Origin of the sequence: Stenotrophomonas sp. BR163, from assembly GCF_047520985.2 — a bacterium.
In the GTDB taxonomy this organism is placed as follows: Bacteria; Pseudomonadota; Gammaproteobacteria; order Xanthomonadales; family Xanthomonadaceae; genus Stenotrophomonas; species Stenotrophomonas sepilia.
The window spans coordinates 13423-30926 of record NZ_JAXBRE020000016.1; the positions used below are offsets into that span (position 1 = coordinate 13423).

General features: G+C 67.2%; 15 protein-coding genes and 1 riboswitch. Of the genes, 5 read left to right on the forward strand and 10 right to left on the reverse strand.

Annotated features, from left to right (window positions below; genetic code table 11):
• The first annotated feature begins 8 nt into the window (after positions 1–8).
• Positions 9–737 (forward strand): arsenical resistance protein ArsH, encoded by a 729-nt coding sequence (arsH, locus tag ACM0PY_RS13880; RefSeq protein WP_134968524.1) that lies wholly within the window; start codon positions 9–11, stop codon positions 735–737.
• A 15-nt stretch (positions 738–752) separates the two neighbouring features.
• On the opposite strand, the gene ACM0PY_RS13885 is transcribed toward arsH, so the two are convergent.
• From ACM0PY_RS13885 to ACM0PY_RS13895, 3 genes are all read right to left on the reverse strand, one after another.
• On the reverse strand, positions 753–1439 hold the full coding sequence (locus tag ACM0PY_RS13885) for a L,D-transpeptidase family protein (protein WP_134972315.1): 687 nt from the start codon (positions 1437–1439) through the stop codon (positions 753–755).
• Between the two features lie 156 nt (positions 1440–1595).
• The gene (locus ACM0PY_RS13890; RefSeq protein ID WP_005420910.1) at positions 1596–1868 is read right to left on the reverse strand and encodes a hypothetical protein; all 273 of its coding nucleotides are present in this window, start codon (positions 1866–1868) and stop codon (positions 1596–1598) included.
• 218 nt (positions 1869–2086) lie between these two features.
• Positions 2087–3076 carry a DUF2268 domain-containing putative Zn-dependent protease gene (locus tag ACM0PY_RS13895; RefSeq protein ID WP_235646827.1) on the reverse strand — a complete coding sequence of 330 codons (990 nt, stop codon included), beginning with the start codon at positions 3074–3076 and terminating at the stop codon, positions 2087–2089.
• A gap of 161 nt (positions 3077–3237) precedes the next feature.
• On the opposite strand from ACM0PY_RS13895, the gene ACM0PY_RS13900 reads away from it, so the two are divergent.
• The 3 genes from ACM0PY_RS13900 (at position 3238) to ACM0PY_RS13910 (ending at position 5559) form a co-directional block, all read left to right on the forward strand.
• Positions 3238–3813 (forward strand): OmpO family porin, encoded by a 576-nt coding sequence (locus ACM0PY_RS13900; protein WP_414609421.1) that lies wholly within the window; start codon positions 3238–3240, stop codon positions 3811–3813.
• Between the two features lie 268 nt (positions 3814–4081).
• The gene (locus tag ACM0PY_RS13905) at positions 4082–5056 is read left to right on the forward strand and encodes a Dyp-type peroxidase (RefSeq protein ID WP_180884877.1); all 975 of its coding nucleotides are present in this window, start codon (positions 4082–4084) and stop codon (positions 5054–5056) included.
• Positions 5057–5142: 86 nt separating this feature from the next.
• The gene (locus ACM0PY_RS13910) at positions 5143–5559 is read left to right on the forward strand and encodes a hypothetical protein (protein WP_134972387.1); all 417 of its coding nucleotides are present in this window, start codon (positions 5143–5145) and stop codon (positions 5557–5559) included.
• Between the two features lie 96 nt (positions 5560–5655).
• Here ACM0PY_RS13910 and pnuC read toward each other — a convergent pair whose 3' ends face one another.
• The 5 genes from pnuC to ACM0PY_RS13935 all read right to left on the reverse strand — a co-directional run bounded on the left by pnuC (position 5656) and on the right by ACM0PY_RS13935 (position 11440).
• A complete protein-coding gene (pnuC, locus tag ACM0PY_RS13915; protein ID WP_134972386.1) occupies positions 5656–6228 on the reverse strand; it encodes a nicotinamide riboside transporter PnuC in 573 nt (190 codons plus the stop codon).
• Positions 6229–6236: 8 nt separating this feature from the next.
• Positions 6237–8426: a TonB-dependent receptor gene (locus ACM0PY_RS13920; RefSeq protein ID WP_134972385.1), complete on the reverse strand. Its 2190-nt coding sequence runs from the start codon at positions 8424–8426 to the stop codon at positions 6237–6239.
• 69 nt (positions 8427–8495) lie between these two features.
• A riboswitch (TPP riboswitch) is annotated at positions 8496–8591 on the reverse strand.
• 98 nt (positions 8592–8689) lie between these two features.
• Positions 8690–9814: a phosphotransferase enzyme family protein gene (locus ACM0PY_RS13925; protein ID WP_180884875.1), complete on the reverse strand. Its 1125-nt coding sequence runs from the start codon at positions 9812–9814 to the stop codon at positions 8690–8692.
• Positions 9815–9942: 128 nt separating this feature from the next.
• Positions 9943–10335, reverse strand: coding sequence for a glycine zipper 2TM domain-containing protein (locus ACM0PY_RS13930; RefSeq protein WP_180884873.1), 393 nt, complete (start codon positions 10333–10335; stop codon positions 9943–9945).
• Between the two features lie 466 nt (positions 10336–10801).
• A complete protein-coding gene (locus ACM0PY_RS13935) occupies positions 10802–11440 on the reverse strand; it encodes a response regulator (RefSeq protein WP_005420808.1) in 639 nt (212 codons plus the stop codon).
• Positions 11441–11515: 75 nt separating this feature from the next.
• On the opposite strand from ACM0PY_RS13935, the gene ACM0PY_RS13940 reads away from it, so the two are divergent.
• The gene (locus ACM0PY_RS13940; RefSeq protein WP_180884871.1) at positions 11516–15115 is read left to right on the forward strand and encodes an ATP-binding protein; all 3600 of its coding nucleotides are present in this window, start codon (positions 11516–11518) and stop codon (positions 15113–15115) included.
• On the opposite strand, the gene ACM0PY_RS13945 is transcribed toward ACM0PY_RS13940, so the two are convergent.
• A complete protein-coding gene (locus ACM0PY_RS13945) occupies positions 15109–15510 on the reverse strand; it encodes a c-type cytochrome (protein ID WP_053497753.1) in 402 nt (133 codons plus the stop codon). The two genes, ACM0PY_RS13940 and ACM0PY_RS13945, sit on opposite strands and share 7 nt — an antisense overlap.
• 65 nt (positions 15511–15575) lie before the next feature.
• The gene (locus ACM0PY_RS13950) at positions 15576–17252 is read right to left on the reverse strand and encodes an electron transfer flavoprotein-ubiquinone oxidoreductase (RefSeq protein WP_065195996.1); all 1677 of its coding nucleotides are present in this window, start codon (positions 17250–17252) and stop codon (positions 15576–15578) included.
• Between the last annotated feature and the right edge of the window lie 252 nt (positions 17253–17504).

The window sequence follows — 17504 nt, forward strand, 5'->3', positions numbered from 1 at the left end:
ATAATCGAATGAATAAGCCAATCACAAGCCTGGACCTGCCCAACCTGGCGGAATCGTCATTGCCCCAGCCCAATCATCATCAGCTCGCCGCGGCAGATCTGGGGCCGCCACGCATTCTCCTGCTCTACGGCTCGCTGCGGCCCCAGTCGTTCAGCCGAAAGCTGGCGCTGGAAGCCGAGCGGCTGCTGCGCCACCTGGGGTGCGAAACCCGGGTGTTCGATCCGCATGCGCTGCCGATGCTGGACAGCGTTGACAGGAATCACCCCGAAGTGCAGCGACTGCGCGAATGGTCACAGTGGTCGGAAGGGCAGGTCTGGGTCAGCCCCGAGCGGCATGGCACGGTCACCGGCGTGTTCAAGAACCAGATCGACTGGTTGCCGCTGGAAGATGGCAGCGTGCGGCCCACGCAGGGCAGGACGCTGGCGGTGATGCAGGTGAGCGGCGGCTCGCAGTCGTTCAACACCGTCAACACGTTGCGCGTGCTCGGCCGCTGGATGCGCATGCTGACCATCCCCAACCAGTCGTCGGTGGCCAAGGCCTGGCAGGAATTCGATGACGACGGCCGGATGAAACCCTCGCCGTACTACGACCGGGTGGTGGACGTGATGGAGGAACTGGTGAAGTTCACGCTGCTGACGCGGGGCCGGTCGGACTACCTGGTGGACCGCTACAGCGAGCGGAAGGGCGACGCGCACGCCGCGGCATTGGCGCGGGCTGCAGGGGCTACGGCTTCCTGAGTTCCAGTAAGCGCGCTACCTGCTCGCGCGCTGCGCGCCCTTGCTGTTCTCGTCCTTTGCATCGCCACGGCTCTGCGCGAACGCCGGGAACGTCTTCGCGATCGAATCCTTGTCCGGCAGGATGTAGAACACGCCGCCCTTCTCGAACGTGGAGTGCACGATCTGCTCGTAGAACGCCGGCGAGACGTTGATGCAGCCGTGGGTGACGCGGTTGTCGTCCGGCGTCGGCGTCGCCAGTCGTTCGGCGCGCTTTTCCTTCGGGGTGCCCGGCGGCAGCGGATGCATTGACACGGCGGAATCATAGTCCACCCACAGCACGCGCCCGGCATCGTCGGAGGGGCCATAGGCGCCGATGAAGCGGCCCGCAGGCGTGGTGCGGTCGTGGCCGGGAATCGCGCTCAGGGCAAGCTTGGCGACGCCGGGTGCGGAATGATCGCCGATGGCCGAACCGAACAGCGCCGGCGCGGCGCCGCGCAGCTTGCCGTCGCCGCCGAAGACCAGGACCTGCGCCGCGGCCTTGTCCATGATCGCGAACGGATAACCCTGATTGTCCTTGCTGGCGACCACCCAGCCGGCCAGCTCGATCACTGTTTCGGAGACGCTCTGGTCTGGCGGAAGTTCATCAACGGCGGCCGCCGGTGCTGCGGGTGCGTCCTTGTCCCTGGCGTTGGCTACGCCGCTGCATGCAACGGCCAGTGCCATGGCCAGAGCGGCATGGAAGGCGCGGCGTGCAGGGGAGGAGAGGTTGCGAATGGGAAGGCTCCTGGCAATGCAATCCTGGTGGAAGGAGGCCAGTGGCCGGCGAGGGCCACTGGTTCCCGATACAGAGGTGGATCAATTCAAACGGTGAGGGAGCGATCAGCCGCGCGGCTTGCGTCCGACGGGTGCCCTTTCAAGCTGCTGCACGCGGCCTTCGATCTGGTCCAGGCGCTGGTTGGCCTGCTGTGCCGACTGGTTGGCGGACTCGGCACTCTGTGCAGCGCCCTGCACCTTTACATCGAGCTGATCGAGGCGCGAGTTGATGGTTGCGAACTCGTCCTTGTAGGTGGCACAAGCGCCAAGGCTCACGGTGGCGATGAGCGCTACAGCAAGTGCGCGGGCCGTCTTCATGTGTTGCGGGTTCAGGTTCATTGCACTCCCTCCTTCGTCTGGGGAAGCTGGAATATAGCGGCGTTTGTTCCCCACGCTGACAAGCGCTTTCAGCTGAAGTTGGAAGACGTGGAAGGGTTGTGAAATATGTTCATCAGCAAAGCTTAACGAGTGAGATCAGGCGAGCTGATGTGCACAGAGGCGATGGCCTTGCGGTTGCTCGAATCGCCCAATTCATCAGCCTGAAGACGGCTTCATTCCTACCCGTTTTCCACTGGCCCACACGCCGGGCGCCATTCACTTGCGGCGAACAATGCCGGCGCACTTTCCGGACGCACCGCTAGCAGCGTGGCGACGGCACCGGCTTTATCATCGGCGCGGGCAACGTAGTCAGCGGCAATGCGGTAGCCGATCCAGTAGCCAAGATCGCCGCGGCGCGTTTCGTCGCCGGCTCCGTTGTAGAGCCATTGCGTCAGATCAGTACCGGCGCTGTCCCGGGCGAACTGGCGTTCCAGGGCGCATTCGCGGCCCTGCGTCCAACGACGCAGATGCGCGTTGGCCGGTTGCCCCGAGATCAGTTCGCCCACGTACTCGGCGCCGCCTTCAAGCAACGTCTGATAGAGCAGGGTCGGCTGCGCGACATCGACGCTCGCACCGGGCTGCTGCACGTGCACGTACTCATGGGCGATCAGGTGCACGAAACGATCGCCGATGTCGGGCTGCATCCAGTCGGCGTTGCACAGCGCCTCCAGTCCGATCACCACGCCGTCGGGCGTGGTGACACCGCCGCTGTTTCCCCGACCCACCAGCACGGTGACCGGCGGAAAACGTGCGGAGGGAAGCAGCGTGCCCAACCGATCGAGTGCCTTGGCAACCCGCTCGCGGATCTCCGGCAGCGCCGTCGCACAGGTACGGGCTTTGGCAAACAGCGCAGGTCTGCGCTGGATCGCATCTGCAAGACGATCCATTGAGCCGATACGGCTGTCAGTGAAGCTGCGTAGTGCATCCGTACCCGCATGCAGATAGCCGCGCTGCAGATCGTCGGCATTCGGCTTCCCTCCGCTTGCATCCAGCACGCTGAAGAAGCGCGCGACATCGTCGGTTTGAATCACGATGCGCCCGGAAGGGCGGGTACGCTCGGCTGCGTTGGCTACCTGCAGCATCATCGGCAGGGCGAAGAGCAGCAAAGCCCGCACTGTGCGCCGGGCATGAAGCGGAAACAGCAGTGACGCGACTGATGCGTGCGGCATGAGGAGTTCCCTGAACGCCAGCCTTATTTATACACCAGTCAGTTCAATATTCAGGGTCGATTGGCCCCCCTAACGGATAATTCACACCTGTCGACCGCCTCCTCTCTCTCCCCCTCCCGGGAGGCGGCCGACGAAACCAAAATAATTAAAGGTGTGTCCCGATGAACAAGAATTCGCTGCTCGCCCTGGGTCTTCTGGCTGCCCTGCCGTTCGCTGCATCGGCAACCGATGGCCTGTCGTACAACTACGTTGAAGGCGGCTACGTGAACACCGATGCCAAGGGCGGCGACGCCGATGGCTGGAAGGTGAAGGGTTCCGTGGCGGTGCACCCGAACTTCCACATCTTCGGCGACTACAGCGCGCAGGAGACCGACACGTTCAAGAATGACGTCGACCAGTGGCGCATCGGTGCCGGCTACAACTACGGCATCGCACCGAACATCGACCTGGTGGCCCGTGTCGCCTACCAGAAGTTCGACATGAAGCACGGCCTGGACTTCAACGGCTACTCGACCGAAGTCGGCGTGCGGACCGCGTTCAACCCGTACGTGGAAGGCTACGTGATGGCCGGCTACGAGGACTACACCAAGAAGCACGGCATCAACCCGGACGGCGAGTTCTACGGCCGCGTCGGCGCCACCGCCAAGTTCAACCAGAACTGGGGCCTGAGTGGCGAAGTGAAGCTGGCCAAGGCCGGCGACCGCGAGTGGTTCGTGGGCCCGCGCTTCACCTGGTAACAAACGCCCGTCGTTAGAGCGTGTTGTGCTGGCGTGTGACTCTCTCTCTCTCTCCCACACGCCAACCGAAGCCCGGCCTCGCGCCGGGCTTCTTCTTTCTTGTGCATCCGGAGAGTGCAGGGCCGCAGCAGTTCCATGTAGCGCAGGAATGCACGGTGCTGCGCGCAGGACGGAACGAGAACCGCTCCGTCCCGGGCCAGGCGGTTCGGCTATGATCCCGGCACGTCGCCATTGACGATGCACCCGCCTCAAGCCAGCAGGAACTGCCGTGAATTCCCAGCCCGCGCCGATCACCGCCCTCAACCACACGCTCGACAACGAGCCGCAGCAGATCACCGCACCGCTTACCCATTCGGCGGCGTTTCTGGTGCTGAAGGTGAAGGATGACGAGGCGTCGATCGCCAAGGCACGCGAGGTGCTGGCGAGCACCGATGACCTGATCAAGAACACCGCCATCCGCGAGATCGAGCGCACCTTCACCTGCAACGTGGCCATCGGCCACCGCGTGTGGCAGCCGCTGGTGGGCTCCACGCCGCCACGCGAGCTGAAGCCGTTCCGCGAGATCAAGGGCGCGACCCACACCGCTGTGGCCACGCCCGGTGACCTGCTGTACCACATCCGCGCACGTACCATGGACCTGATCGTGGCGTTCGAGCGCAACCTGCTGATGACCTTCGGTGATGCGGTGGAAGCGGTCGATGACGTGGCCGGCTTCCGCTACTTCGATGGCCGCGATCTGCTCGACTTCGTCGACGGCACCGCCAACCCGGAAGGACTGTCGCTGCCGGAAGCCACCATTGTTGGCGATGAAGACCCGGAGCATGCCGGCGGCAGCTACGTGGTGGTGCAGAAGTACCTGCACAACCTCGATGCCTGGCGCGCGCAGAAGACCGAGGCGCAGGAGGCGATCATCGGCCGCACCAAGCACGACAACATCGAGCTGGATGATGCGCCGGCCGATGCGCAGAAATCGCACAAGACGCTGTGCACCATCGAAGACGCCGACGGCGAGCACGAAATCCTGCGCGACAACATGCCGTTCGCCAACCCGGGTCGCGGCGAGTACGGCACCTACTTCATCGGCTACACGCGCCGCCTGTGGGTGATCGAGAAGATGCTCGAGCGCATGTTCATCGGCAATCCCGCGCCGCTGCACGACCGCATCCTCGATTTCTCCACCGCCACCACCGGCGTGACCTTCTTCGCGCCCTCGCGCAAGGTGCTGGCCGACCTGGGCGAGTGATCGCGCCGGGCCATCACGGCCCGCCATCTGCCTGTCATCTATGGCGCCGACCATGGCCCGCTGGATGGGAGCGCAGGAGGCAGGCGATGGTCATGTCAGCAAACAGGACCGGCATGCGCCGCTGGTGGCGGCCACTGGCCGCGGTGCTCGGCGCACTGGCACTGGGGAGTGCCGCGGCGTCCGCACACGAAGCCCCTGCGCACTGGATGGCCTACGCCACCGCCGTGGGTGGCCAGCTGCAGCAGCGCCTGCAGCAGGAGCAGGACCCGCAGGCGCAGCGCGTGGTGGAGTGGTTGCGTGCGCACCCGGATACACCCACGCCGCTGCCGGTGAGTCTGTGGATTGCGGCGGACGGCCGCATCTCGAAACTGGAATTCGACAGCCTGGGTGACGCCCAGGTCGATGCCGACCTGCGCGCGACGTTGCAGGCAGCGCCGTTGCAGGCCGCACCGCCGGCCGACATGCGCCAACCGCTGCGATTGGGCCTGGTGCTTGACCGGTAGATCCACGCCATGCGTGGATGGGCCTACCGGTGACCCTTCAGCCACGCATGGCGTGGCTCTACTGTGGATGGCCAGCGCACAGCCCGGCCATCCGCATCAACGAACCGGCGCCACCTGCGGTTCGCGCGCGGCCGCGCTCCATGCACGCAGGCCGAACACGGCCAGGCCCAGGAAAAACACGTACAGCGCGGCAGTTACGTGCAGCGACTTGAACAGGTACGCACCCACATAGACTACGTCCACCGCGATCCACACCCACCAGCAGGCCACATGGCGGCGTGCCTGCCACCACTGGCCGACCAGGCTCAGCGCGGTCAGCATCGCATCCAGCCACGGCAGCGCGGCATCGGTGAAGGTGTGCATGGCCGCACCCAGCGCCACGCCACCGCACAGGCCGAAGGCCAGGTCGCGCAGCAGCTTGCCTCGCGCCAGTGGCACGATGCGGATGCTGCCCTCATCGGCGGCGTGCTGGCGCCAGTTGAGCCAGCCGTAAATCAGGAAGCCACCGAAGGCGACCTGCAGCAGGGTGTCCGAGTACAGCTTGGCCTCGGCGAACACCAGGCCATACAGCGTGACCGACAGCAGGCCCACCGGCCATGCAGACAACCGGCGGCGGGCCATCAGCCAGACGCCGAGGATGCTGCACAGCGCGGCGCTCCACTCGAGCATCACGCTGCTCACAGCGCGAACGTCACCGACAGGCGCGCCTGTCGCGGTGCGCCGGGGAACAGGTAGTAGTCACCGCCGCTGCTGCCGGTGTCACGCCAGTAGAAGCGGTTGAACACGTTGTCCACCGACAGGTTCCAGGTCACGGCGCGCTCGTGCAGGCGATGCTGGAAGCGCAGGCCGGCATCGAACACCGAGTAGTCCGGCGCGCGCACGGCGCCGTCGGCGCGTGCCACGTTGGCACCGGCATAGCGCCAGCCGCCAGTGACATCCAGGCCCTGCAGGAACGGCAGTGCATAGGCCACGTGCACGCTGGCACGCACCTTCGGCACGTTCACCAGCTGATGGCCCTCATAGGCCGGCGTGCCGGTGTCGCGCGCGCGCGCCTGCAGCACGCTGGCGCTGGCCACGATCTGCAGTGCATCGGTCAGCTGGCCGTTGGCGGTCAGCTCCAGGCCGGTGTGGGTCTGCGTGCCTTCCTCGACGAAGGTGTAACCCACGTCGCTGTTGTCGGGCTTGGCGTACTGGTACGGCTGCGAAATGCGGAACACCGCAGCGCCCAGGGTCAACGCCTCGACCGGCACGTACTTCACGCCCACTTCCAGCTGGCGCGACTGTACCGACGGCAGGAAGGTGTCGGCGTTGCTGGTCCAGAACGGCGCTTCCTGGCCCAGCGAAATGCCGCGCACGTAACTGGCGTAGGCGTTGAGCTGGTCGGTTGCTTTCCACACCACCGCAGTCTGTGGCAGGAAGCGCGACAGGCGGCTGTGCCGCTGCGGAATGCCGCGCTTGTCGTAGGCGCGCTCGTCCAGGCGCACGAAGCGGCCACCGGCCAGCCACTGCCAGTCATCACCAAAGCTCATCCGGTCCAGCGCGAAGAACGCGGTCTGGCGACTGTCCAGGCGCCGTGCGGAGGGGCCCGGCATCTTCGGCGACGGCGCGAATACCGGCACCGGTGCCTCGTGGATGTTGCTGGTGCCGACGTACTCGTTGACGCTCGGGCGCCTGTCCACGGTGCGGCGGAAGTAGTCGGCACCGAGGGTCAGCTGGTGGCCGATGCTGCCGGTCTCGAAGCGGCCACGCAGTTCGGCACGGGCCTGCTGGTTGCGGCGGGTGTCGTCCGGGCTGCGGTAGTCGTAGATGTCATAGTCGCCGTTGGGCGCGAAGTAGTTGCCCGGCACGCTGCCATCGGCACATTGCGCGGCGTAGTAGCAGCCGTAGGCGAAGGCGACGTTGTCGTCGATCACCGAGCGGCTGTGGCCGACCGAGACGCGCGACTGCCAGGTCTCATTGAAGTCGTAGGTGTGCAGCGCGGTGATGTTGGTGCTGGCGATATCCACCGGGCGCTGCCACGGCTGGTAGCCGAGCAGATGCTCGCGGTCGACACCGCGCGGCAGGTCACGCGCGCCCAGCAGCTGGTAGCCGGACACCGAGCGCTGCGAGCTGGTCTGGTAGTTGGCATCCACTTCCAGCTTGCCGCGCTCGCCGATCAGCCAGTCGGCGGCCAGCGAGTAGAAGTTGCGGCGGCCATCGGCATGCTCGACGTAGGAATTGCTGGAATCCCATGCGGCATTCAGGCGCAGGCCGAAGCGCGGGGTGATCCAGTGGCCGACATCGACGGCGACGTAGCGCGAGCCTTCCGAATCGGTGCCGAGCGTGGCGGTGCGCACTTCGGCCGGGCGCTTGCCGATGTAGTTGACGATGCCGCCCGGCGCCATCACCCCTGCCGCCAGGCCGGCTTCACCCTTGAGGATCTCCACCGACTGCACGTTCTCCAGCGCCAGGCGCTGTTCGCCGGCGATGGACAGGCCGTTGAAGCGGTAGCCGGTGGCGGCGTCCAGGGCGAAGCCGCGGATGGCGATGTTCTGGTAGTAGCCCACCGGCGCATAGGCATCACCCAGCGAGGCATCATTGCTGGCCAGCTCGGACAGCGAACGCAGCTGGCGGCGGTCGAGATAGTCGCGCTCGAGCACGTTCACCGAAGCCGGCGTGTCCTTCCACGAACCGCCACCGAAGGCGTTCACGCGCGAGGTATCGGCCTTCGGCTTGCCGGCCTGCACCCGCACCGCCGCCAGTTCGGTCGGCGAGCGCTCGGCGCCGGTGGCAGCCGCATCAGGGGATGCCTCGGCCTCGCTGGCGTGCAGTGGCAGCGCAGCGCAGAGGGCGAGGGAGAGCAGGGTGGGGCGCAGGCAGCGGTTCATTCGGTTCGTCTTCGGACAACAAGGGAGACGAAGCGACGGCGCGCAGGTGCACTGACCCATGACGGGGGGGGGCTGCGGCTCAAAGCTCCCTACGCCGGTGCAAACCGGATCAGGTTCCAAGGGACTCTCTCAGCCTGGCAGATCCAGGCACCCCCGCTTCAGGTGACCATTTCACTACAAATGGTACGGATTTGCGAGCGCCACCCAGGGTCAGATCCCTTTCCTGCGGAAAGGGATCTGACCCCAACGCTGCGTCAACCGGATCACGCGGCGGCGTGCAGGGCCTGCAGCAGTGCCTGCCCCGGGGCGGTATGGAACCACGCCGGATGGCCAAGCATGAAGGGCTGCCACGCCACGTCGGCATTGGCGGTCGAGCCGGTGACGCCCTCGAAATACTCCACTTCGGACAGTGCGAAGTCGAAATGCACCATCGGCAGCAGGTCGGCCAGCAGGTGCACGCGTGCCGCCGACAGCGGCAGCACCTCGCGGTAGCCATCGAGCAACGCCAGCGCGATATCGACGCGCACGGCCTCCATGCCGCGCGCCAGCTCCAGCCATGCCACGGCGTTGCGCTCGATGGCGGTGGCCAGGTCGAACAGTGCGCTGGTGGGCGAGGCCAGGCCGAAATCCAGCACGGTGCTGACCTGCCCGTCGCGCCACAGCAGGTTGGAGACATGCCAGTCGTTGTGCGCCCACAGCCGTGGTTCGTCGCGCAGGCGCTCGGCCAGGCCCGTGTGCCACGGCAGCACGTCACGCCGCAACTGCGCTTCCCACGGAATGCGCGCGAGATAGCGGGCCAGGCCGGGGCGCTCGTGCAGCCCTGCCTTGATTGCCGCCACCGGATCGTCGGCGCGGATCAGATCATCGCGCGCGACCAGCAGATGGGTGCTGCGCTGGGGCGCACGGTAGCCGTCGGCAGCACGGTGCAGCTGGGCCAGCATGCGTCCGGCTTCACGGGCCTGCGCGACGTCGGTCAGCAGCGACCACGACACCGCGTCGCGGTACAGGTCGTCGCCTACGCCGACGTCGTGCAGTTCAAACGTCCATTCGCCGTGTTCGACCGCGGTGTGACCATCGGTCGCTGCCAGCACCTGTGCCACCGGCACGCCAGCAGCGTCGAGATGGGCGATGAAGCGGTGCTCTTCCTCCAGGCAGGCCGCGTTGCGCACGCTGTGGTGATGGCGCTTGATGAACACCGCGCCGCGCGTGCCATCGACGATGGCGGCAGCCGACAGCGGTCGCGGGCTGTGCCAGCGCGGTTGGCTGCCGCTGTGCAGCTGCGGATAGCACTGCCGCAACCACGCGATGTCCGCCGCGCTGATCGGTGGCCAGTCGGCAGCGACCTCGTCGTTGTTGAGGCCCTGCACGCGGTGGGAGGAAGACGTCATGCCGCAGCCCGAGAGGGGAAAGTCACATCCAAGGCTGCGCATTCAACGCCATGCGCGCGGCCAACGCAAACGGGCGGGTCATCGACCCGCCCGTTTCTGCCATCGGCAGGGTAACGCCGCCGTGCCGCTTACCAGCCGCGATGGCGACCGCGGTCGTGGTAGTAGCGGTTGTCGTAGTAACGCTCGCGCTGCCAGCGGCGGTCGTCGCCACGGTTGTAGTAGCCGCTGCGGTGGTAGCCACGATCGTAACGGCGGTCGTAGCGATTGTCGTAATAACGACGGTCGCGGCGGTCGGAGGTGGTCAGATTGCCGATCGCGCCGCCGGCCACGGCACCACCGACGGTGGCGGCAGGATCACCGTTGGAGAGCAGGTTGCCGGCCACGCCACCGACCACGGCGCCGACCAGGGTGCGCTTGTCCTTCCTCGACATCGCGCTGGCATCGCTGACCACGGCGACACCGGCAACCAGCGCCAGAGCCATCGCCAGACCACGGAAGCTGAGTGTGGAAGTACTGAGCATGTTCGTTCTCCTGTGAGGTGCATGCCACGCTGGGCAGGGAGGGCGTGGGGCGCCCCGGCTGCCGTGATGTCCACGCTGGCGTTCCAACATTGCCGGAACATTGCCTGGTGCACCGAGCGGCTTGCGCATTCATCTAGCGGCAGGCGGCATGAAGCAAGGCTGAAAGCGGCTGCGGCCGCTCAGCTGGCGGAAAGGAAAAGGGCCGCGGAGGTGGCCCCTCCCTTCTCTGCCAAGGCGTTGGCATGTCCGACGCCCATCGCTTTCTGGGCCTGCCGCGCCTGCTCCTGCGGGGTCTCCTGCTGCGGCCGCAGCACGTCAGGCGCGCTCTGCACCGCACCGCGGCGAAGCGCCAGGCTCTGCCCGCTGGCGGCCCGCGTCTCCACGGTGACGCGGCTGGCGGCCGGACATGCGCCGGTCGATTCCTTCGACCTCGCATTGTTGCCGGTGCGATTATGTGAATCGCGTCTCAAATTTTCCCGTCACGCAGATAGTCGAACAATTCGGCATCGCCCTTCAGCCCCAGCTTGAGCATCGCATCGCCCTTCTGCCGGCTGATGGTGCTGACGCTCTTGTGCAGCAGCAGCGAAATCTCCTTTACCGTCATGCCGGTGCCGAGCAAGCGCAGCACCTCCACCTCGCGCGGGGACAGCGGCTTGCCGTCGCCCTCGCGCATGCGCCAGCTGCCGGCCGCCTCCACCCGTTCGCGCAGGCTGCGGCTGATGTAGGGCTGGCCGCGGTAGACCGACTGGATGGCCTGTGGTAGTTCGTCCATCGACGAACTCTTGTCGACCAGGCCGAGCACGCCGCTGTCGAGCACCATGCGCAGGATTGCCAGGTTGCTGGAGACGCTGAGCATCAGCACCGGCAGGTCGGGATGGCGGCGGCGGATCATGCCGATCATGGCGAAGCCGTCGGCCTGCGGGCTGCCCGGCATGGAGTAGTCGGTGACCAGCAGGTCACAGGGCTGGCTGGCGAGCAGGGTCATCAGCGCCTGCGCGCTGTCGGCCTCGCCGACCACGCGGCCGACGCCGCTCGACTCGATGACGGCGCGGGTACCGATACGGACCACGGGGTGATCGTCTGCGATGATGATGCGCAAGCTCATGCTCTAGTATGGCCATCGGGCACGCCGGACCGCGACCATCGCGGTCCCTGGCAGGATTCTAGGAGATCGACGCAGATGCGTAGGTGGGCTGTTCGCGGGCTGCTCCTGCTGCTGGCGGTGCTGGCGCTGCCCGTGGCCCAGGCACAGCCGGCCCCTGGCCTGCTGCCGCTCAGCCCGTTGCAGCGCGAATACCTGGTGGCGCATCCGACCATCGTTGTCGGGCAGTATGACAGCGGCTGGCCGCCCTTCGAGTCCCTCCGTGATGGCAAGCAGGTCGGGCTGGGACCGGACTACCTGTCGCATCTTGCTCGCCAGCTCAGTGTGAAGGTCGAGGCGCGCCGCTATCCGGACTGGACATCCGTGCTGGATGCGGCATGTCGTGGCGAGATCGACGTGGTGATGAATGTCGGCCTCAGTGCCGACCGCACCCGCTGCATGGTCTATACCGCCGCCTACAGTGAGGCGCCGCTCGCACTGGTGGGCCGGCCCGATGACCTGCGTGCCTCCGACATGCCGGACCTGGATGGGCTGAGGGTGGTGATCGAACAGGACTTCCTGACCGGTCCGCAGGTGCGCGCCCGATTCCCGCGTGCCCGCCAGCTTGTCGCAAACGACACGTTGAGCGCATTGCAGATGGTCAGAGACGACAAAGCGGACGTCTACATCGGCAATGCCTTCGTCGCCACCGAGCTGATTGCCAGCCGGCGCCTGCAGGGTGTGGCGCTGTTGCGGCCGAGCGACCTGCCCCCTGAACGGTTGCACTTCGGCATTCCCAACAACAAGCAACCCCTGGCCGAAGCCCTGGACCTGGCGCTGGCCGCGACCAGCCAGGCCCAGCGCGATGCCCTCGCACAACGCTGGTTGTCACCGCCGCACTGGTCGGCATCGGCGCAGCTGGCGCTGAGCCAGGCCGAGAAGCGTGTGCTGGAGCAGCCGCTGATGATCGGTTTCGCGCCGAATGCCGCGCCCCTGTCGTTCACCGGCGAGGATGGCCGGCCCAGTGGCCTGGCCAGCGAGTACCTGCAGCGCCTGATGCAGGCCGGCGCCAACCTGAAGGTCGAGAACAGCCACGACTGGTACGAGGTGCGTGAGAAGGCCCGCCGCGGTGAACTGCAGGCGGTGATGGGCATACCCGTTGATTCGCGCTACCTGGGCCCGGACTGGGTGTTCAGCCAGCCCTTCATCAGCGTGCCGAACGTGATTGTGGTCAGGAGCGATGGCGAATCGCTGCTGGGCCTGGCCGACCTGCAGGGCAAGCGCGTGCTGCTGTCCGACCCGGAGCGCGTGCGTGGCTATGTGCAGCAACAGGCGCCGCAGGCCCGGATCATTGCTGCGCGGAGTGCCGAGCAGGCGCTGCAGCGCCTGCTTGAGGGTGAAGCCGATGCCTATGTCGGCAACCTTGCCGTGGTCGATCACCTGCTGCGCAGCCGTTTCCCGGGGCGGATGCAGGTCGCGGCTCCGGCCGGTTTCAACGACCAGCTGGCGCTGGCAGTGGATCGCCGCCATGCGGCCCTGGCCACGACCTTCGATCGCCTGCTGCTGCAGATGACCCCACGCAAGCGCGAGGCGCTGCGCAGCGCCTGGCTGGCGGTGGAGTACCGCAATGGGGTCGACTGGAGCAATCTGCTGCGGTGGGGCGTGCCCGTGCTGATGGTGCTGCTGACCGCACTGCTGGTGCATGGCGTGGGCCATTGGCGGCTGCGCCGTGAGGTGGCAGGACGCCGCCAGCTGGAGCAGCGCCTGGCCGAGGTGACCGACAACCTGCCGGCGGTGGTCTACCAGGCCCGTCGCGATGCCGATGGCACGCTGAGCTTCCCGTTCATCGCCGGCGACCTGCCTGCGTTGTTCGGCATCACCCGGCAGCAGGCCGAACAGGATGCGAGGGTGTTGCTGGAACGCGTCGAGCAGGAGGACCGCGCGCACATCCTGCATTCCATCGAGCAGGCCGCGCACCAGTTCGCGCCGTTGATCCTGGAGTTCCGCCTGCGCAGCGACGGGGAAGGCGTGCGCTGGGTGCGCAGCCAGGCCCATCCCTACGCCGCCGAAGAAGGCGCGGTGATCTGGAGCGGGTACTGGGTGGATGTAAGCGAAGCCCGGATGCAGGCCGATGCACTGGCGGCGGCGAAGGCGGACGCCGAGCAGGCCGCTGAGGCCAAATCGCGTTTCCTGGCCACGATGAGCCACGAGATCCGTACGCCGATGAGCGGCGTGCTGGGCATGCTGGAGGTGCTGGCGCACTCACCGCTGGACAGCGAGCAGCAGCGCATCCTCGGCGTGATCGAGGATTCGGCGCAGATGCTGCGGCAGATCCTCGACGACATCCTCGATTACTCGCGGCTGGAAGCGGGTGCACTGCGCCTGGAGCCGGTGCCGCAACCGCTGCGGCCCCTGCTGGAAAGCGTGTGCCGGTTGATGTCGGCGCAGGCCAGTGCACGCGGGCTGGAGCTGCACGTGCAGATCGACCCCCAGCTGGCGGCAGCGCACGAAGTGGATGGCGTGCGCCTGCGCCAGATCGTGTTCAACCTGCTCAGCAATGCCATCAAGTTCACTGCACGCGGCGAAGTGCGGCTGCAGCTGGAGGTACTGGGCCCGACCGCCGAAGACGGCAGCCAGCCGCTGTGCCTGAGCGTCACCGACACCGGCACCGGGATCGCACCGGAACAGCTGCGGCACCTGTTTGCGCCGTTCACCCAGGCCGGTGCCTACATCCAGCGCGACCATGGTGGTACCGGCCTCGGCCTGAGCATCTGCCAGCGCCTGGTGCAGATGATGGGCGGCGAGCTGGAGTTGCACAGCACGCTGGGCGAGGGCACCCGCGCCGAGGTGCGGCTGGCGCTGGTGGAGGCAGGCAGGGGTGACGTTGAAGCGCTGGTTGCGGAGCAGGAGCAGGCGGCGCTGCTGCCGCCGGCGCTGCGCGAGGCACGCGTGCTGGTGATCGAGGATCACCCGACCAACCAGGCGATGATGGCGTGGCGGCTGCAGCAGCTGGGCGTACCCCATGTGCTGCTGGGCGATGGCCAGCAGGCACTGGACCGCTTGTCATCGGAGGCCTTCGATCTGGTCATTACCGACTGCCGCATGCCGGTACTGGACGGCTTCGGTTTCACCCGCCTGCTGCGCGAGCGCGAGGGCCGTACCGGCCAGCCGCGGCTGACGGTGCTGGCGCTGACCGCCAGCGTGCTGGACGACGATGCGCGCCGCTGCCGCGAGGCCGGCATGGACGAGGTGCTGGCCAAGCCGCTGTCGCTGGCCACGCTGCGCACCGCGCTGCTGCGCTGGCTGCCGCAGGCACAGGGCCAGTCGTTCGATGCGCCCGTGCAGGAGACTGTCGCCGACGACGCTGAAGTGCTGCCTGATCTGGCCACCCTGCAGCAGCGCTATGGCTCGCGCGTCGTGGCCGAGCAGCTGCGCGACAGCCTGCTGCAGGCCAGTGAAAGTGATCTGGCGGCGGTGCAACGCGCCGTGCGGGCCGGTGACCGCGAGACTGCGGCGCTCCACCTGCATCGCCAGGCGGGCGGTCTGGGGGCGATCGGGGCAAGCGCACTGGCCGGGCAGGCCAACGCGCTGGTCGAGCGCCTGCAGGATGCGACCGAGGCCGATCCGGCACCGGTGTTCGCCGCTGTAACGGCGTTCGTGGAGCGCCTGCAGCACCAGCTGCAGCGACTGGGTCACTGAGCCGACTGCTGTTGCAGGTAGGCGATCACCAGTGCGCGGCGTTCGGCGCTGGGAAAGGCGTTGTACATGCGCGTGCCGGGCACCACGTGGGTGGGCGACTGCAGGAACGCGTCCAGGGTCTGCGCGCTCCAGGTGATGTCGGCGCGGCGCATACCGTCGGAATAGCCGTAATCTGGCAGGCTGCCGGCGCGACGGCCGATCACGCCGTGCAGGTTGGGGCCGAAGCGGTGGATGCCGCCAGGCTGCACGGTGTGGCAGCCGGCGCACAGTTCGAACGCGCGCTGCATGGCCTGCTGCCGGGCCTGTTCGGGCGTGGCCGGCGCCGCAGGCGGGCGCTGGCAGGCCGTGGCAAGCAGGGCCACGGCAACGGTGGTGAGCAGGCGGGAGGCACGCATGGGCGGGCAGGATAGCGGTGCGGTGGAGCGACCGGGCTGCGACACGCGGTCGCAGCCCGGGGCGATCACATGCCCGAGTAGTTCGGGCCGCCGCCGCCCTGCGGGGTCACCCAGACGATGTTCTGGGTCGGATCCTTGATGTCGCAGGTCTTGCAGTGCACGCAGTTCTGCGCGTTGATCTGCAGGCGCGCGTTGTCGGCGTCGCCGACAAACTCGTACACGCCGGCCGGGCAGTAACGTGCTTCGGGACCGGCGTACTCGGCCAGATTCACCTTCACCGGAATGCTCGGATCCTTCAGCGTCAGGTGGCTGGGCTGGTTCTCGTCGTGGTTGGTGCTGCTCAGGAACACCGAGCTGAGACGATCGAAGGTCAGCACGCCGTCGGGCTTGGGGTAGGCGATGCGGGTGTGCTGGGACGCCGGCTCCAGGCAGGCGTGGTCCGGCTGGGTGCGGTGCAGGGTCCACGGCGGGTTGCGCACGCCCAGCTTCGGCAGCAGCCACTGCTCCACGCCGGTCATCAGCGTGGCAACGGTCTGGCCCTTCTTGAACCACTGCTTGAAGTTCTTGGCCTGCTGCAGTTCGGTGAACAGCCAGCTGGCTTCAAACGCCTTCGGGTAGGCGCTCAGTTCATCGTGCTGGCGATCGGCGGCCAGCGCGTCGAACGCGGCGTCGGCGCACAGCATGCCGGTCTTGATCGCGGCATGACTGCCCTTGATGCGGCTGGCGTTGAGGTAGCCGGCCTCGCAGCCGACCAGCGCGCCCCCGGGGAACACCGTCTTCGGCAGCGAGAGCAGGCCGCCGGCGGTGATCGCACGGGCGCCGTAACCGATGCGGGTGCCGCCCTCCAGGTGCTTGCGGATGGAGGGATGGGTCTTGAAACGCTGGAACTCCTCGAACGGGCTCAGCCACGGGTTCCTGTAGTCCAGGCCGACCACGTAACCAATGGCGACCTTGCCGCCGTCGGCGTGGTACAGGAACGCGCCGCCGTAGGTGTCGCTGTCCAGCGGCCAGCCAGCCGCATGCACCACCAGGCCCGGCTCATGCCTGGCCGGGTCGATCTGCCACAGCTCCTTGATGCCGATGCCGTAGGCCTGCGGGTCCTTGCCTTCGTCCAGTTTGTAGCGGGCGATCAGCTGGCGGCCGAGGTGGCCGCGCGCACCTTCGGCGAAGATCGTGTACTTGGCGTGCAGCGCCATCCCACGCTCGAAGGCCGGGCCGATGCTGCCGTCCTTCTCGATGCCCATGTCGCCGGTGGCCACGCCGATCACCTCGCCGTCGTCGCCGTACAGCACTTCTGCAGCGGCGAAGCCCGGGAAGATCGCAACCTCCAGCGCCTCGGCCTGTTGCGCCAGCCAGCGGGTCACTTCGCCCAGGCTGATGATGTAGTTGCCTTCGTTGTGGAAGCACTCCGGCAGCAGCGCATTGGGGGTGCTGCGCGCGCCGGTCTCGCTGAGGAACAGGAATTCGTCGCGGGTGACCTTCTGCTTCAGCGGAGCGCCGCGCTCGGCCCAGTCCGGGAACAGCTCGGTCAGCGCGCGCGGATCCATCACCGCGCCGGACAGCACGTGCGCGCCCGGCTCGGAACCCTTCTCCAGCACGCATACCGACAGCTCGCGGCCGGCTTCGATCGCGCGCTGGCGCAGCCGGATCGCGGTGGCCAGGCCGGCGGGGCCGGCGCCGACGATCACCACGTCGAACTCCATTACTTCACGCGGGGGCAGGGCGTTGGCTTCAGCGCTCATCGATTGCATGACTCGTGGGTAGGGCCGGCATCGGGGCCACCGGCGGTGCCTGGGAATCGCGCGTGCGGCCACGGGCGAAACGGTTGTTTGAATGTGTCAGGGTACCGGGCCGCGCGTGATCGAGCTAGATAGACGCCGTTCACCGCACGATTGCTGCAGCGCAGCGTAGTGCCTCAGCCCTGGTGGGGGCCAACCCTGGTCCGCACGCTCTGCCCGGATGACCGACAATGGCCGGGTCCTGACTGCGTGTGA

Excerpts from the sequence above, each read along its gene's own strand:
- ACM0PY_RS13935 (WP_005420808.1), bottom strand. The coding sequence starts at position 11,440 with ATGAGCTTGCGCATCATCATCGCAGACGATCACCCCGTGGTCCGTATC.
- ACM0PY_RS13930 (WP_180884873.1), bottom strand. The coding sequence starts at position 10,335 with ATGCTCAGTACTTCCACACTCAGCTTCCGTGGTCTGGCGATGGCTCTG.
- ACM0PY_RS13895 (WP_235646827.1), bottom strand. The coding sequence starts at position 3,076 with ATGCCGCACGCATCAGTCGCGTCACTGCTGTTTCCGCTTCATGCCCGG.
- ACM0PY_RS13950 (WP_065195996.1), bottom strand. The coding sequence starts at position 17,252 with ATGAGCGCTGAAGCCAACGCCCTGCCCCCGCGTGAAGTAATGGAGTTC.
- ACM0PY_RS13900 (WP_414609421.1), top strand. The coding sequence starts at position 3,238 with ATGAACAAGAATTCGCTGCTCGCCCTGGGTCTTCTGGCTGCCCTGCCG.
- ACM0PY_RS13925 (WP_180884875.1), bottom strand. The coding sequence starts at position 9,814 with ATGACGTCTTCCTCCCACCGCGTGCAGGGCCTCAACAACGACGAGGTC.
- ACM0PY_RS13940 (WP_180884871.1), top strand. The coding sequence starts at position 11,516 with ATGCGTAGGTGGGCTGTTCGCGGGCTGCTCCTGCTGCTGGCGGTGCTG.
- ACM0PY_RS13920 (WP_134972385.1), bottom strand. The coding sequence starts at position 8,426 with ATGAACCGCTGCCTGCGCCCCACCCTGCTCTCCCTCGCCCTCTGCGCT.
- ACM0PY_RS13945 (WP_053497753.1), bottom strand. The coding sequence starts at position 15,510 with ATGCGTGCCTCCCGCCTGCTCACCACCGTTGCCGTGGCCCTGCTTGCC.
- ACM0PY_RS13910 (WP_134972387.1), top strand. The coding sequence starts at position 5,143 with ATGGTCATGTCAGCAAACAGGACCGGCATGCGCCGCTGGTGGCGGCCA.
- pnuC (WP_134972386.1), bottom strand. The coding sequence starts at position 6,228 with ATGCTCGAGTGGAGCGCCGCGCTGTGCAGCATCCTCGGCGTCTGGCTG.
- ACM0PY_RS13890 (WP_005420910.1), bottom strand. The coding sequence starts at position 1,868 with ATGAACCTGAACCCGCAACACATGAAGACGGCCCGCGCACTTGCTGTA.
- ACM0PY_RS13885 (WP_134972315.1), bottom strand. The coding sequence starts at position 1,439 with ATGGCACTGGCCGTTGCATGCAGCGGCGTAGCCAACGCCAGGGACAAG.
- arsH (WP_134968524.1), top strand. The coding sequence starts at position 9 with ATGAATAAGCCAATCACAAGCCTGGACCTGCCCAACCTGGCGGAATCG.